Origin of the sequence: Robertmurraya sp. FSL W8-0741 (assembly GCF_038004005.1) — a bacterium.
Classification (GTDB): domain Bacteria; phylum Bacillota; class Bacilli; order Bacillales; family Cytobacillaceae; genus Robertmurraya; species Robertmurraya siralis.
Genome location: NZ_JBBOQG010000001.1, coordinates 924,493 through 939,459, shown reverse-complemented (window position 1 = coordinate 939,459; position 14,967 = coordinate 924,493). Strand labels below are relative to the sequence as shown.

The window sequence follows — 14,967 nt, the reverse complement described above, 5'->3', positions numbered from 1 at the left end:
CTATTGTTATTTTTCTTTTAACATTGAGTACCTTCGATTAGCTTTATAAAAACTAATCCCAAAGAAAATACTGAAAAAGAAGGGAGACAGCTTCAATAAAGCAAATGGAGTTTCAAAGATGAAAGCCTTCCAAAACAAATCACCTTGCATACTCCAAAGACCTGAATGATATAATTCCGAAAAATTCATGTAGGGAATAGCAACAGCTAGCATAAGCATACATAGCCAAAATGAATAACCCATCAATCTTTTATAATAATGGCTGTTTGATTGGCGATCCGAGAAGATTTCATTTTGACCGTCGTCTTCTTTTTGCCAGTAGCGAATCCTGCCAAACAAGCTATGCGTAATATAATTCCAGCCGAAGTCTTCATATATCCCTTTATACTCTTGAAACTTTTTCTTTGGTAAATACTTTTGATAATCCAGTCGCATCACATATCTCTTGTCAGTTTTTTTGAATGTATATATTCCTAAACTACTTATATTTGTACAACGATAACCTTTTTGCAACTGCTCGTTTAACCATAGTTCTTCCTTTTCAATATCAAAAAACACCTTAAACATCTTCATTTGATTCACTTCCTTCATACAAGGATAAAATATGCTCTAGCCTTTCTTGTTCTAATTTCAAAATCGTTCTTCCTTCTGCGGTGATCATATAAATTTTTCTCCTGCCTGAATTTCCAACAGGTTCAATCCAACCATGTTTACTCAAATTTTCAATCGCACCATATAATGTACCAGCGGCTAAAATAACAGTGCCATTACTTAATTCCTCTATTTTCTGCATAACGGCATACCCGTGAAGCGGCTCACGTAAAGCTAATAAAATATAATGCATCGTTTCGGACAACGGCAATAAATGATGTTTCATATTCCCACCCCTATATTCAGTTGAACTATATAGTTGAACTGAACAATAATATAGTACAGTTCAACTGAATAGTCAACACCATTTTTAAAACTCATCGAAGCAACTTGAAAAAATTTAAAACGAAAAAAGTCGATTTCCTAAGTAAAAGAAATCGACTTTTTTTATAATCTTATTCATTAATTGACCGTTTCATTGAACAAGCAGAGATGACGAATATTGTTCTCAAACATAAACTAAGTTTTTATCCATAAGAATTTTATAGGAAAAGATAAAGCTATTTTTTCTTTGTTCATTCAGATTAAATATTCATTTTACAAGCAGTTCATTGTTACGTTTAATTTTTGGATAATTCAGTATCTTTGAGGATTATTTTGGATCAATTTTAAAAAAACATAGACCTTTGCTTGGGAGTGGTTAACTAGATTTCTTAAACTTACAGCTCTGCCCTAAACACTTTTAAATTTTTCCATTGTTCTGCACTATTTTACAATTAAAATAAATTCTTACTTGTTTAATGAGAAATTAATCGAAGAGTTTTGATTTTCATTATAAAAATAAGTATTTATTTCAATTAATAGTTTAAAAATAGCATAGTTCCATTACTATCATGTATTCAAGATATGGAAATTTCTTTGAATTTCTGTGTCTATAATATGGAGTTTGTAATAATTATTATGAAAAACATCACTTACAAGGTTTAATACATAGCATATGCGGATTTAGATCGCTTCTTTTTTAAAAGCACTTCGACTAAAGGATCTTCTCAACAATAAACCTCAATTGCATGCTGACTTATTTTATTAATTTGTTTAAATTCCCCATTGATTTACTACTTTCAAAATAATGGTAACGCATTCTCTGAGTTTAACGACTAATTAAGTAAAGGAGGTGATACCATTGAAAAAACCATCACTCTATGCTTATCGTTATGGTTGTTAACAGGATGTACGTCTAATGAAACCGTCAAGAACGGTACGGAGGAAGTTGTAAAGGATAACCACGCGGCCGTTTTTAATGATATTCCGCAGCAATTAAAAGAAATGGATCGTGCCAAAATGAACACAGCTATCCGTCATTCAAGTAAATCGTACTTAGCTTTATTAGACTCTGCCTTTTTTGCCGACCGTGATCCCGAATCCTTTCAGCAAACATCTCACAGCCTCTATCGCCCTGGGGAAAAGTTTGAAATAAATCCAAATACTTTGTCCCGTGGTGGCAAATATGAAGTGAGATTTCTAAAGTTCAACAATACGGAGAATATATTTGAAACCATTTTAGAGGAAACTGTGCATCGGGATGACCCTCTCTTTACCATACAAATTCCTGACGAGGAAAATGTCGTTTATTATATTGAACAGATTGCCCTAAACAAAGATCATGAAGTGCGCAAACAAGAATACCATCGTCTTTTTGTTCCTTACAATGAACTAAATGCAAGAATTGAATTAAATAAAACTACGTATAGCGCAGGAGATACAATGACGATAACATTAGTGGAATTAGGAACCATCCCATTAGGATTTAGAACTGGCAGAACCTTTGAAAAATGGGACGGTGAAAATTGGAAGCCGTATAAAGCTGATAAAATGGAGAGTGGGCAATTAATTTCAGTGCAAATGGATGATTTTCATTATCCTGAGTACACCGAATGTCGATTTGAAAAAGGAACCTATCGTATTATTGAAAAACTAACAGAGCAAGATAAAATTTCCGCACTCTTTACAGTCGAGTGAACGGAACTCTTTAAATAGCGAGGGAAAAACAAAATGAAAAACATCTATCTATTTTTGCTGTTTTTATTATTAACTGGATGCAGTTCGGACGAAATCACCAAGCCTGACGTTAAAGGTGAAAACATTCATAATGAGATCCCGCAACAGTTAAAAGCCGTCGACAAAACGAAATTAAATACAGCGATTCAGTACACAAGTAAATCGTACTTAGACTTGCTAGATTCAGCCTTTTTTGGTGATCGTGATCCAAAATCCTTTCAGCAAACAATTCACCGCCTCTATCGTCCTAGGGAAAAGTTTGAAATTAATCCGAATACTTTGTCCCGTAGTGGCAGATATGAAGTGAGATTTCTAAAGTTCAACGATGAGGAGAGAGCGTTTGAAACCATTTTAGAGGAAACTGTACATCGAGATGATCCTCTCTTTACCATACAAATTCCAGACGAGGAAAATGTTGCTTATTATATTGAACAGATTGCCATAAACAAAGATAATGAAGTTCGCAAACGTGAGTACCATCGTCTTTTCGTTCCTTACGATGAACTAAATGCAAGAATTGATTTGGATAAAAGCATATATTCCCAAGGCGATACGATGATCGTAACCTTGAAAAATTTGGGTACCGTTGAGATAGGTACAGGCTATGGAATCATATTAGAAAAGTGGAATGGAGAAGGATGGGAACCATACAAATTCGAACAAATGGTTCCTGACATTGGTGTTATAATCAGGAAAAACGAATCTTTCTCCCAAGATGTCAAGCTGGATGAATTGGAAAAGGGAACCTATCGTGTCATTAAGGAATTGGATGAAAACGAAAAAATTTCAGTTTCCTTTACAGTGGAATGAATACATGTTTCCGCAGACAAACGATTTTCCGGCATCCGATTCATTTCAGAAAAATTTCTAAAGAGGAATTCGGCTATCTTCAATGGCTTTTTTATGTCAATATTAACTGTTGATTCGTGAAGATTATCCACATAGGCTTTGCAAAATTTAAAAGACGAATGGCTAAAATGGTGAGCAGATTTCTGCCTACAGCGATTTTAGCCATTTTTTCTGAGTCTTTCTTCAATAAATGGAGAAAATAAACTATTCCTCTGTTTTTTCCAGATTCTCTTGATATTCTTTAATTCCTGCAACTATCGAAGCAGCAACACGATTTTGAAAGTCGTCCGTCCACATTTTGGCCTCATCCTCCTGGTTTGTTAAATAACCTATTTCGAGTAACGCAGCCGGCATTTCCGTTTCCTTAACAACAAATAGATCCCTTTTCATTGCTCCTCTATCTCTGAAACCAGTCGCCTCCACCACATGTTTCTGCATAATCTCAGAAAAAGATTGAGAATTTTTATGATAATAAAATGTCTCGGTTCCCGATACGGAAGAATCTGAAAAAGTGTTTCCATGAATAGATATAAATAGATCTGCCTTTACCTCATTAGCGTATTTCGGTCTTTGCCGACTTTCCTGTGAAATGAAAGTATCATCACTTCGTGTCATCAAAACTTTTATATCAGATTCCTTTTTCAACAATTGCTCCACTTTTTTCGAAAGACTTAAAGTAAAATCTTTTTCATATTTCCCGCTAACACCTGTTGCCCCTGCATCTACTCCTCCATGACCTGGGTCAATAACCACCTTTAAACGATCGTCGCTACAAGCTGAGCCTATTACGATAAACAATAATAGTCCAAAAAGCCACACGATTTTCTTCATATTTCTGCCTTCTTTCCATTTTAGTTCTTCACTGACATTGCCTAGACTCATAAAACGTCATCTTCTTCATATTAACTTGATCTGCTTCTTCTTACACGATATAACCCATATTCATAATAATATTTCACGCTCGAATTGCTTTGCCCTTCCACCATGAGCATTTTGGATACTTTTTAAAAGAATAACACAGAGATGCAAAGATGTACTTGGCTTTTTCTAACTTTTGTTATATGCCGGTGCAGCTTTTCTTTCCATGGAATCAAAAGACTTTTCTAAACTAAAAGACGTGCGAGACCAAGACTTCACACGAAAAACCGTTTTTTTAGTAAAATGACGATTCAATGAGAGATAGATAAACGTTAATCTATTTTGATAAAAAAACTTCGCTTTAAAGCAGAGCATGATTTTAAAAATTGCCCAATAACTTTTGCACAAATTATTGGTGCACCAATAATTTGTGTGCTACTATTATAATTAAGAAAATTCTTTTATTGGGAGGTCTCGACAAGTGGAAAAAATTGAAGATTGCTTTTGTTTTTTGTTAGGGAAAACTTTTCACAAAGTATCGCAAAAAGGAAAAGAACGGTTAAGCAACTTTGGAATTACGCCCGTACAATTTACCATATTGCATTTACTATGGGAGAAGGAGGGCCAAAAAAGCATTGACATTGCCAAACGACTTCATTTGGATGGCTCAACAATAACCCCCATATTAGATCGGCTAGTGCAAAATGGACTGATCGAGCGGCGCCATGATCCGAAAGATAGACGGATAAACTTAATATATTTAACGGAAAAAGGAAAAGAACTGGAAACTCCTCTAAATAATACGATGGATGAAGTGAATCATTCGGTAATAGAGGGATTTGATGAGGAAGAAATAAAAGTTTTCAAAAAAATGCTGACAAAGCTGGGATTGAACCAGGAAAATTAAATCTGGAAGGAGACATCCATGAAGTTCAAGTTTCATTATGCTTGGGTCATATTATTTATTACATTCTTAACGATACTAGCTGTGCAGGGAATTCGTTTATCCTTTGGTGCTTTTATTGAACCTTGGGAAAAGGATTTTAATATGGATCGAGGGACGATTTCTCTTATCTCAACACTTAGCTTTATTGTATATGGACTATCACAACCTTTAATCGGAAAGCTTGTTGATCGCTTTGGTGTTCGCGTTATTTTATCCTTCAGCACGCTGCTTGTAGGAATTAGCATCTTTCTTTGCAATTGGGCAACCTCTCCTTGGCAATTATTCATCCTTTACGGAATTATTGTCTCTCTTGGTGTTGGTGGGGCCTCTAATGTCGCTGCCTCAGTTGCGGTTACGAATTGGTTTACAAAGAAGCGCGGACTTGCCTTTGGAATCATGGAGGCTGGATTTGGCGCTGGACAGCTCATTCTTGTCCCTGCTTCACTTTTCTTAATATCGATGTATGATTGGCAAATGACAGTGATTTCATTAGGAGTATTCTTAATGCTCTTCGTATTTCCAATCGGCTTGCTATTTTTACGAAATAAACCGGCAGACAAGAATTTAAAACCAATTGGCGGAAATCATTTCGATGAAGAAAAAGAAGATCAACATTCTCTGGAAAAATCAAAACCATCATTTTGGCCCATTCTAAAGAAACGCCATTTTTGGTTCCTGCTTCTCCCATTTTTTATATGTGGATATACAACTACAGGGTTAATGGATACTCACCTTATCCCATTTGCTCAGTTATGTGGTTTTACACCTACTGAAATAGGTACAGCAGTCAGTCTTTTAGCTGCCTTCAATATTATTGGAACATTGATATCTGGTGTCATTGCGGATAAATGGAGTAACAGAAAATTCCTTACATATTTATATATTGGTAGAACACTTACTCTCATTCTATTGGCCATATTTATTAGTAATCTGGAATTTTTAACATTTTTCGTTAATAACCCGTCCTTATTAATCATCTTCGCTATCTCTTTTGGTGTCGTGGATTTTGCAACTGTAGCCCCTACGCAAATGCTGGCAACGCAGTTTTTTAATCGACAGTTGTTAGGGTTAATGTTAGGCTGGTTATTCTTCAGCCATCAACTTGGCTCAGCGCTAGGAGCTTATTTGCCAGGATTACTCTTTAATATCACTGGCAATTATAATATGGCTTTTTATTCGGCAATCATTTTGTTAATCGGAGCAGCGCTAATGTGCGTCATGCTTCCTGAACCTGAAAAGGTAAAAAGGGAGCCGAATTTATCAACAAATCAAATAACCAGTTGAATACTAATTGAAGTGCAAAAGTAAATTCTCATTATCTATATATAGGCAGCAATTATAATGAATCAGAAATCCCAGACTAAAACGATTCTCCATGTATTTGTATTTACCCAATATATTTAACGACCATTTTTCCATTAGCAGGAATAAGCTGCGCTTGCTCCTTCTTTTTTATCATTTTCAGCAGAAAAAATATTCTAGCCGAAGCTTAGGTTTGGCTTACAAAAATATAGAATCGTAGAAATCTACAGGGGGAACTTGGTCAAAAAGAGCAAACGCTGTTGGTAAAGAAATACGCTAACAAGTACGCTCTGGCCCTCCGGAATCCCCCGCTTCCAACAACTGACAATGGTTAAGTAGTGATTAGTTCAATTGTTCTCATCCGATGACAAAATTGAGTATAACTGTTGAAAGCGATTGATTGTGTAATCTGCAAAATCACTTTCATGATTACTCTCGGTAAAATAACAAGCACTTATACCTGCGTTTCTTGCAGATAATAAATCTATGTCTCTATCGCCTATCATCATAGATTCTGAGTGCAACATATTATATTTAGCAAGTAGGTAATGAATGGCATCAGGACTTGGTTTTCTTTCAAATCCCTGTTTCGATGTAATAAAGTCAGAAAAATACTGATCTAAATGATACTTTTTAAGTAATTTAATTGAAGATTCACCTCGATGGGTAAATAAATAATTTTTTCGACCTGTTTCATGGATGTATTTACAAATCTCCTCAATTCCATCAAATGGACGAGATAATGCTAGTTCAGCCTCTTTCTTTCTTTTCTGATATATCGTTACAAAATCTCGGTCAATATGATATTTCTTCTCATAGTATTTGAAGGCGGATAAAACAGATATTTTCATTTGTTTTACAATTTCCCCTAATGGCTCTTCCATATCATGCTCTTTTAATACTTCATTAAAGATGTTTGCCATTACCGGGTATGTATCAAAAAGAGTCCCATCGAAATCCCAAATGATATGCTTGTACATGATAACTTCCCCCTTATTAATTCCGTTCCTATTGCTGATTGCCCTTGTATCTTTGCATCGTTCAATCCACTGCAACCCAAAGGTTCAATCTTATTCTTCTAAAGCCTTATTTACTGCTTCAATAGCGTGGATAATCGTTGTATCAAATATAGGAACTTCCGAGTCATGTTGGTTCACGAGCAATCCAATTTCAGTACAACCTAGAATAATTCCTTCTGCACCTCTATCAGCTAAACTTTCGATGACTTTTTGATAATATTCTCTAGAGGAGGTAGTTATCGTTCCTAAACACAACTCATCATAAATTATATGGTTTATATTTTCTCGTTCATTTTGATTCGGAATTAAAACATGAATGCCATTCGCTTCAATTCGGGATTTATAAAAATCTTGCTCCATCGTGTATTTAGTACCTAATAATCCAACTTTACGAATATTATTTTTTTTAATTTGATTTGCTGTTGCATCGGCAATATGTATGATCGGAATATTAATGTTTTTTTCAATATATGGAATTACTTTATGCATCGTATTTGTACAAATAATGATAAAGTCTGCTCCGCCTTTTTCTAATAAATGAGCAACATCACCTAATAATTTTCCCGCCTTTTCCCATTCACCCGTTGATTGAAAATGCTCGATTTCTTCAAAATCAACACTATATAGTAAGCATTTTGCTGAGTGTAAACCACCTAATCTATGTTTCATTTCTTCATTAATATTTCGGTAATATTCAACTGAAGATTCCCAACTCATTCCACCAATTAGTCCAATCGTCTTCACAACCATTCCTCCATTTGGTATTTAAAGCCAATTATACTATAAAAGCTTCATAGAATCGATTTCATCACAATTAGAACCATGAATTGCCCTGGCGCTATATTAATTTATAATAGCAGGCGAAGAATTTATCGAGAATAGCCTATCCGCTTTGCAGAACTCGGATTAGTCCATAGACACGAACTTTACGGTTCTCTTAACGGACTGTTAAGAGTTCGTTCCTTTACTCAAGACGGCGCACATTTATTTGTTCGTTTCAACCAAATTGAATCAGAAATTGAGAAGATTCATGTACTAATTGAGGAGTTCTATTCTTACTTTGGTTTTGACTATAAGATAGAACTTTCTACAAGACCGGAAGAACATATGGGTTCTGAGGAAATCTGGGATAAAACCGAATTAGCCCTGGAATCTGTTTTAAAGGACAAAGGAATAAATTATCAACTTATCCAGGGGACGGTGCTTTTTATGGTTAAAAGATCGACTTTCATATATTGGATTCACACGGAAGAAGCTGGAAATGCGGCACTATTCAATTAGATTTCAAATGCCTGAAACATTTAACTGCAGTTATAGAATTGAAGATAACAAACTTCAACAACCAGTTATGATTCATAGAGTCCTCTTCTGGTCGGTAGAACGTTTTATCTCCATTTTAAATGAACATTAATGCAGGGGATTTTCCTCACTAGCTGTCACCTATTCAGCAAAAATAATACCTATAGCGGACTCACATGTAATGTACGCAAATAAAGGAAAATTACAGTTACAAGCAACAGGAGTTCATGTGGAAATCGATGACAGATCTGAAAAGATAGGATTGAAAATTAGAGAAGCAGAAACACAAAAGATTCCCTATATGCTAATTATCGGAGATAAAGAAATAGAGAGCCATTCATTGGCTATAAGAAAACGAAAAGAAGGAAATATTGTTGTGATGAGTATACAAGAAATTATCCAGCCATTCATGAATGAAATAAACGAAAATAACTGAGTTTGCATTTCAAACTCTGCTTTTATTTCGTATCAAATCTCTTCTTTAAAATGCCATGAATGTGGAATTCAACCTTTAGTAGTAATTGAAAAAATACAGCAGATGAGCACATGAAACAAACGGGATTTCAAAAAATGATCTATATTCGTTCCTCTTTTAAAGGCTTTGATATATGTTGATTTCCAGCTCATTTACTCTTCCTTTCGGCATAACTGAAAGGCTTGTGAAACCAAGGTTTCACGCGAAATGAATTATCAACAATATGGTTTAACAAAGCTTAGATAAATACTCTAAAGACTAAAACCTCACCAAACATTTGGCGAGGTTTTAGCTATCTATTTTTTCCCTTATTTAAATAAAATTATATCTCTGAAGTCTCTTCCCTTAGCTACTCTTTTTTTCTTCATTTAAAAGAAAGTTTCTTAAGAAACCGATTAACACTTTGCATTCTCGTTTCTATAATTGCATATTTGCTCGAATAATCCTTCTACTTAGAACCATGGATATTGACTCATAATGGAAGAATAGAAAATCATCCTCCCTGATAATTCACCAATTAATACAAAGCCTGTAACAGCAAGGACATATTTGATTGGAACTACTTTTTTCCCAACAATCATATAAATAACGAGGGTAGCCGGTACCATTAAGCTGCCTAATACTCGAACCCAAAATAGAATAGATGTAATTGAATTAGTTGCAGCCACCTGACTTTCTACAGCACCATTTGCCATCATGACTGAACTACTAATAGTCACTAATAAAGCAGCTATGATAAATACAAGATACATGCCTAATATTTTCATGACATTTCCTTCGTTCTCCTTAGTATTGGCTTTCAGAGAGAAGTAGGATACTGTTAATGCCCCAAGCAGAAATCCTGTTAAGAGAAAGTTTGCAAACGTTGTCCAGTTGTTCCATGCTGGATGGAGTTGCATTGAAAAATAAACGGTGGCAGAAGCTAAGACCAAAACAAGCCCCAGCAAGGCAGTTAATGTGCCGACAGCTTTACGTATTTTATCCTGCTCGACTCTTTTCCACCAAATATAAGTAAATACAAGTAAGCATAGGTTAAACAAAATAACGGCAATGATTTCACGGCTGAGCCAAGAATGACCTGTGCCTAATAAACTTGAATAACTTTTAAAAGGATTGTTTAAATGAAACATGGACGATACTGCCCCAATGACAGAAATGACGAGCGCAATATATACAGTTTTATTTAATATTTGTTTCCCAATTGTATTCATAAATTTTGGGTTCAGCCATTCTAATAAAACAAGTGCCATAATAATACCTACTGCCCACTGACTAAACACAGTAAAGATAACTAATGGAAATTCATATTCTCCCATCTTAAGGCCTCCTTTTCTTCTCAATTAGCAGCAATAATGACCACATTAGGTTGACTTATTTTATGACTAGGCATATTGTACATGCTTTCAACCACTTCAATATCATTTCCATATTCAGCCCGTAACTCGTTTATTTCACCAAATTTAATGATTTGGGCTGGACAGGATTCTACACATCTAGGTATTAAACCTTGATCAATTCGCTCAACACACATATCGCATTTACTTACCTTTTGTTCAACTGGATCGTATTGAGGTGCTGAATAAGGGCACGCCATTACACAGGAGCGGCATCCAAGACATTTTTCATGATCTTGTAGCACAATCCCGTCGTCTCTCTTCGTGTACGCTGAAACAGGACATACTTTCATACACTGAGGATCGTCACAATGGTTACATGACATCGAAATGAAATCCATTCGATTCGGATTTTCCACTCTAAACTCTCTTACTTTTCTCCATGTAATACCTTTGGCTGTTAAGTTTTCTGATTTACACGCAACAGAACAAGTTTTGCACCCATAACAATCATTTATATTAATCACAAATCCGTATTGACCCATTTATTTAACCCTCCTTTCTCACATCAACAAGTGTATTATTAATTGATGTGCCTGTACCTAGCGCCTCTACCGTATCATTTGTAACATAACTACTGCTGCCGCCTTGTTGTTCCCACCAACCATTTTGCAAGCCAATAATATGTTCCTTTATATGAGTGGTTACGATTGCTTTTGCGTGATGCTCACCTCTATCATTAAATACAACGACTTTGTCCCCATCATTGATATTTCGCTTTTGCGCATCTTTTGGATGAATAAGTACCTCTGGTTCACTTTGATGAACTTCATTAAGCCATTCCAGTGTGCTAAAACTTGAATGGATACTGCGCGGCATTTTGTATTGTATAGCCATTATTGGATACTTCTCCAATAATTTATTGGACTTATTTTTAATGCTTTCTTTTGAGCAATAATATTTAACTATTGGACTATGATCCATATCTGCCCAATCTTCTACAAATAAATGTGCTTTCCCAGTTGATGTTTTGAATTGACCATCTTTAAACGGTACATAAGGTGTTGATACTGGTTTAACTGGACCTTGTTTTAATTGTTCAAGTGTTACTCCCGTTCCTTCTAAACATGCTTTAATATGTTCTTCTATCGGCTTATCAAATAATTCTCCGACTCCAAATCTTTTAGCAATTTCAGTAAGAATCCAGTAATCCGGTTTTGCTTCACCTGGTGGTTCAACCGCCTTTTCCTTCAATTGAATATAGTGGCTACGAGTGCCTGCCATTAAACTTGTATATTCAAAAACGGTCGTTACAGGCAAAATTAAATCAGCATATAACGCGGTTGAAGTCATTAAACTATCTGCCACCACAACGAATGGAACTTTCTCTAGTGCTTTTCTTACCATATTGGTATTCGGTACCTGGGTCATCGGACTCGTGGTCATAATATACCAAAATCCAATTTCCGTTGGGTCTCCATTAACGATAGACTCTCCAAGTTTAGCAACCGGAATGTTAGCCACTTCTTCTGTTACTTCTGCTGAAGGAACCGGTGGATTAATATTTACAAATTGGGTTACACCACCTGCATCACAAACGCCTGCTCCCGGTTTTCCAATATTCCCAGTCAAAATCGCTAAATAGAATTGGCTGGCAGATACATAAGTTCCAAATTCAGTTCTTTGGGCACCAGACATATTTTGAATAATCATCGATGGTTTATTTTTCGCATATTCACGGGCCAAACGAAGAATAGTTTTTTTCGGAACATCCGTTTCCTTTGCTGTTGCTTCTACAGTCCATTCTTTTGCCTCTTCCTTAATTAAGTCATATACGGTTCTATATCCGTTTGGAATGGAAACTTCGTCTACACTTAGCGCCGGGGCGATATTTTTCTTATTATGACGTACAAGCATTTTTTGTTTCATATCATAAACAACATAGGAATCAGGATCTTCTTGATTTTCTCGAACAAGTTTCCCATTTTGGTCAACTAAATAAACAGCCCCCGTATGATTCATCAAAAATGATCGATCTATTAAATCTTCGTTGATAATAATATTTAACATTCCTAATGCAAGAGCAGTATCTGTACCAGGCATGATCGGAATCCACTCATCTGCCCTTGCAGCCGTTTCACTAAATCTTGGATCAATAACGATTAATCGAGCTCCATTTTTCATAGCCTCTTCATATTCCTTGAAATAAGCCTGCATTGTAACAGCCGGGTTATTACCCCAACAAATAATATATTGGCTATCTCGAATAGTATCTCTAGTGTCAACGTAACGAAATCCCACAATTGGGTTCATCGCTGCTGTTACTGCTGAGCAGCATAAGGAACCTGCAGGGCGCGTAGCTCCACCAAGATGAGTGAAAAGTGCTCCAGCCATACTGTTTGCAATCGAGTCCATATTACCAGATGCACTTTCCAATAATATTCCTTTATTTCCAATTTCCTTGATTGTTTTTCTTATATTTTCCTCAATTAAATCTAGTGCCTCGTTCCAAGAGATTTCTTTGAATTCACCTGAACCTTTTTTCCCCGTTCTTAACATCGGCATTTTAATCCGGCTTTCATTATTCACCCATTGCGTACGGCTCATTCCACGAAGGCAACCTGTCACATTAAAATCTTTACTAGCCTCAACTTTAACAATTTTCCCATCTTTTATAAAAGCCGTCAGATTGCAATGCAAGCACTCCATTGAACAAGTTGATCGAAAAACTTCATACTTAACCGGTTCGCTAGCAAGTACCTCTGATGGCGACTTTATCGCATCTTTAATAGCTATGCCCCCGCTTCCAACAATGGCTGCTCCTCCGATTGTTCCAGCAGCCTTTAAGAAAGAACGCCTTTTTATTCTTTTGTTCAACATTTCAGCTTGGCTTTTCCTCATTTCTTCTTTCATGAAACTCCCTCCCTCAGAGTCTAAAAATCTTGAAAGCAACAGTAACTTATTTTTTTCTACAATGTGCAATCAATAACGGCACTTTCACATATTTTCCTTTTACCTTCAAATCGTTGAAACAAAAATGATAGTTGTCATTTTCGGACAATTTAATAATTTCAAGTTCAGCTTCTTCCAGCCATTTCTGAAGCTGCTCTGCTTTAAATCCTGTCCAAAAATCATGACTTTCCTTAAAACGCCAATTTTTATTTGTAAAAGTAAGATCAGCGATAACTAACTCTCCACCTGCGACTAAAGTTTTGGTCATCTGTTTGATTGCCTTTAACGGATTAAAAATATGATGGATGAGCATGCAGGAAAAACCAACATCAACTGATCCTTTCATAAAAGATAGATCCATACTTACATCAGCAGAAATTGTTTTTACATTACTGAGACCATAATTTTTTTGTAAATTTGTTACTGTTTTGAGCATTTCAATCGAATGATCGATTGCGAAAACCTCTGAAACTAAAGGACTAACATCTTTTATTAAACTTCCTGTCCCAGCACCAAAATCTGCTACAATGGAGCTCTTATTTAATTGAACTAATGACAATAAATATTGATTTAAATTTCTTGGATATGTTTCTCTCCTGAAGTCTTCAAAGCTTTGGTGAAATCCATTGAAAAAGCCTTGAACTTTCGTTGAAATTTCCTTCTCAATATTGTTTGGATAATCTAAAATATCGAACCAAGTGAGTAGCATTCTTTGTTCATATAATGATAAGGGAAGTTTTAAGAGATCTGGATTAAACTCCTTTAAGATTTTCCTGATGAAAGCTTGCCTCGCTCTTTTTAAAAGGGAGCCAAATGCCTCTTCTGTGATATCTAACAGGTAAGCGCTCTCTTTGTAGCTCAATCCTTGGAGATCTACTAAACATATAGCTTTTTGATGCTCAATTTTAATTTCTTGCAGCATACTTCGGAGGAATTCTCTAAGCGCTTTTGTCTGGATCTTTTCCTCTAAAATCTCCCTACTCCAAATATTTGAAGTCACCTTTATACTATTTAAAAGCACATCATCCACTTTCTGTAAATATTTGATCGATAAATAATGAGCTTTCTCTAATGCCCAAACTTTTACTTTCTTCTGGTCAATTGAAGCATCCATGTCAATATTCTCACAAAGACAAGTAAAAGTTTCTTGAACAATTTCTTGAGCTGCATCGATATCATTTAATAAGTTATAAACATAATTAAATATATCTTTATAGTAATATTGATAAAAAGTAGCTACTTTGCTCATGTTTTACACTTCCCATGGGGTCCAATCGATCGATT

15 protein-coding genes are annotated in these 14,967 nt (G+C 35.5%); 6 read left to right on the top strand and 9 right to left on the bottom strand.

All coding sequences use genetic code 11. From position 1 onward, the window contains the following. Window positions 1-6: 6 nt before the first annotated feature. Window positions 7-573 (bottom strand): DUF2812 domain-containing protein, encoded by a 567-nt coding sequence (locus tag NST02_RS04475; RefSeq protein ID WP_095310541.1) that lies wholly within the window; start codon window positions 571-573, stop codon window positions 7-9. Next, on the bottom strand, window positions 560-877 hold the full coding sequence (locus tag NST02_RS04470; protein WP_137744485.1) for a PadR family transcriptional regulator: 318 nt from the start codon (window positions 875-877) through the stop codon (window positions 560-562). The genes NST02_RS04475 and NST02_RS04470 overlap by 14 nt, the downstream gene beginning before the upstream one ends. 932 nt (window positions 878-1,809) lie before the next feature. On the opposite strand from NST02_RS04470, the gene NST02_RS04465 reads away from it, so the two are divergent. Beyond that, window positions 1,810-2,610, top strand: a complete 801-nt coding sequence (locus NST02_RS04465; RefSeq protein ID WP_340948175.1) for an immunoglobulin-like domain-containing protein — start codon at window positions 1,810-1,812, stop codon at window positions 2,608-2,610. Window positions 2,611-2,643: 33 nt separating this feature from the next. Further along, the gene (locus tag NST02_RS04460; protein WP_137744487.1) at window positions 2,644-3,459 is read left to right on the top strand and encodes an immunoglobulin-like domain-containing protein; all 816 of its coding nucleotides are present in this window, start codon (window positions 2,644-2,646) and stop codon (window positions 3,457-3,459) included. A 243-nt stretch (window positions 3,460-3,702) separates the two neighbouring features. Here NST02_RS04460 and NST02_RS04455 read toward each other — a convergent pair whose 3' ends face one another. Continuing rightward, window positions 3,703-4,380: an N-acetylmuramoyl-L-alanine amidase family protein gene (locus NST02_RS04455; protein ID WP_235879550.1), complete on the bottom strand. Its 678-nt coding sequence runs from the start codon at window positions 4,378-4,380 to the stop codon at window positions 3,703-3,705. 457 nt (window positions 4,381-4,837) lie between these two features. Between NST02_RS04455 and NST02_RS04450 the strand changes: the two genes are divergently transcribed. Then, a complete protein-coding gene (locus tag NST02_RS04450) occupies window positions 4,838-5,263 on the top strand; it encodes a MarR family winged helix-turn-helix transcriptional regulator (RefSeq protein WP_137744489.1) in 426 nt (141 codons plus the stop codon). Between the two features lie 18 nt (window positions 5,264-5,281). After that, window positions 5,282-6,586, top strand: coding sequence for an MFS transporter (locus NST02_RS04445; protein ID WP_137744490.1), 1,305 nt, complete (start codon window positions 5,282-5,284; stop codon window positions 6,584-6,586). Window positions 6,587-6,951: 365 nt separating this feature from the next. On the opposite strand, the gene NST02_RS04440 is transcribed toward NST02_RS04445, so the two are convergent. After that, window positions 6,952-7,584: an HAD-IA family hydrolase gene (locus NST02_RS04440; protein WP_275791985.1), complete on the bottom strand. Its 633-nt coding sequence runs from the start codon at window positions 7,582-7,584 to the stop codon at window positions 6,952-6,954. A 90-nt stretch (window positions 7,585-7,674) separates the two neighbouring features. Beyond that, entirely contained in the window at window positions 7,675-8,367 is a 693-nt protein-coding gene (locus NST02_RS04435; protein ID WP_275791984.1) for an aspartate/glutamate racemase family protein, read from the bottom strand. A 141-nt stretch (window positions 8,368-8,508) separates the two neighbouring features. Here NST02_RS04435 and NST02_RS04430 point away from each other — a divergent pair, with 141 nt between their 5' ends. Next, the gene (locus NST02_RS04430) at window positions 8,509-8,904 is read left to right on the top strand and encodes an aminoacyl--tRNA ligase-related protein (protein ID WP_309145453.1); all 396 of its coding nucleotides are present in this window, start codon (window positions 8,509-8,511) and stop codon (window positions 8,902-8,904) included. A gap of 199 nt (window positions 8,905-9,103) precedes the next feature. Then, complete coding sequence (locus NST02_RS04425) at window positions 9,104-9,358, top strand: His/Gly/Thr/Pro-type tRNA ligase C-terminal domain-containing protein (RefSeq protein WP_340948171.1); 255 nt, start codon at window positions 9,104-9,106, stop codon at window positions 9,356-9,358. 491 nt (window positions 9,359-9,849) lie between these two features. On the opposite strand, the gene NST02_RS04420 is transcribed toward NST02_RS04425, so the two are convergent. From NST02_RS04420 to NST02_RS04405, 4 genes are read right to left on the bottom strand one after another with little or no spacing between them, the layout of a single operon-like run. After that, window positions 9,850-10,713 carry a dimethyl sulfoxide reductase anchor subunit family protein gene (locus NST02_RS04420; protein ID WP_095310568.1) on the bottom strand — a complete coding sequence of 288 codons (864 nt, stop codon included), beginning with the start codon at window positions 10,711-10,713 and terminating at the stop codon, window positions 9,850-9,852. A gap of 20 nt (window positions 10,714-10,733) precedes the next feature. Then, window positions 10,734-11,276 carry a 4Fe-4S dicluster domain-containing protein gene (locus tag NST02_RS04415; RefSeq protein WP_095310569.1) on the bottom strand — a complete coding sequence of 181 codons (543 nt, stop codon included), beginning with the start codon at window positions 11,274-11,276 and terminating at the stop codon, window positions 10,734-10,736. A gap of 4 nt (window positions 11,277-11,280) precedes the next feature. After that, a complete protein-coding gene (locus NST02_RS04410; protein ID WP_340948168.1) occupies window positions 11,281-13,644 on the bottom strand; it encodes a molybdopterin-containing oxidoreductase family protein in 2,364 nt (787 codons plus the stop codon). A gap of 46 nt (window positions 13,645-13,690) precedes the next feature. Further along, on the bottom strand, window positions 13,691-14,932 hold the full coding sequence (locus NST02_RS04405) for a sigma-70 family RNA polymerase sigma factor (protein WP_137744495.1): 1,242 nt from the start codon (window positions 14,930-14,932) through the stop codon (window positions 13,691-13,693). Between the last annotated feature and the right edge of the window lie 35 nt (window positions 14,933-14,967).

Excerpts from the sequence above, each read along its gene's own strand:
- NST02_RS04475 (WP_095310541.1), bottom strand. The coding sequence starts at position 573 with ATGAAGATGTTTAAGGTGTTTTTTGATATTGAAAAGGAAGAACTATGG.
- NST02_RS04470 (WP_137744485.1), bottom strand. The coding sequence starts at position 877 with ATGAAACATCATTTATTGCCGTTGTCCGAAACGATGCATTATATTTTA.
- NST02_RS04460 (WP_137744487.1), top strand. The coding sequence starts at position 2,644 with ATGAAAAACATCTATCTATTTTTGCTGTTTTTATTATTAACTGGATGC.
- NST02_RS04455 (WP_235879550.1), bottom strand. The coding sequence starts at position 4,380 with ATGAGTCTAGGCAATGTCAGTGAAGAACTAAAATGGAAAGAAGGCAGA.
- NST02_RS04445 (WP_137744490.1), top strand. The coding sequence starts at position 5,282 with ATGAAGTTCAAGTTTCATTATGCTTGGGTCATATTATTTATTACATTC.
- NST02_RS04440 (WP_275791985.1), bottom strand. The coding sequence starts at position 7,584 with ATGTACAAGCATATCATTTGGGATTTCGATGGGACTCTTTTTGATACA.
- NST02_RS04425 (WP_340948171.1), top strand. The coding sequence starts at position 9,104 with ATGTACGCAAATAAAGGAAAATTACAGTTACAAGCAACAGGAGTTCAT.
- NST02_RS04420 (WP_095310568.1), bottom strand. The coding sequence starts at position 10,713 with ATGGGAGAATATGAATTTCCATTAGTTATCTTTACTGTGTTTAGTCAG.
- NST02_RS04415 (WP_095310569.1), bottom strand. The coding sequence starts at position 11,276 with ATGGGTCAATACGGATTTGTGATTAATATAAATGATTGTTATGGGTGC.
- NST02_RS04410 (WP_340948168.1), bottom strand. The coding sequence starts at position 13,644 with ATGAAAGAAGAAATGAGGAAAAGCCAAGCTGAAATGTTGAACAAAAGA.
- NST02_RS04405 (WP_137744495.1), bottom strand. The coding sequence starts at position 14,932 with ATGAGCAAAGTAGCTACTTTTTATCAATATTACTATAAAGATATATTT.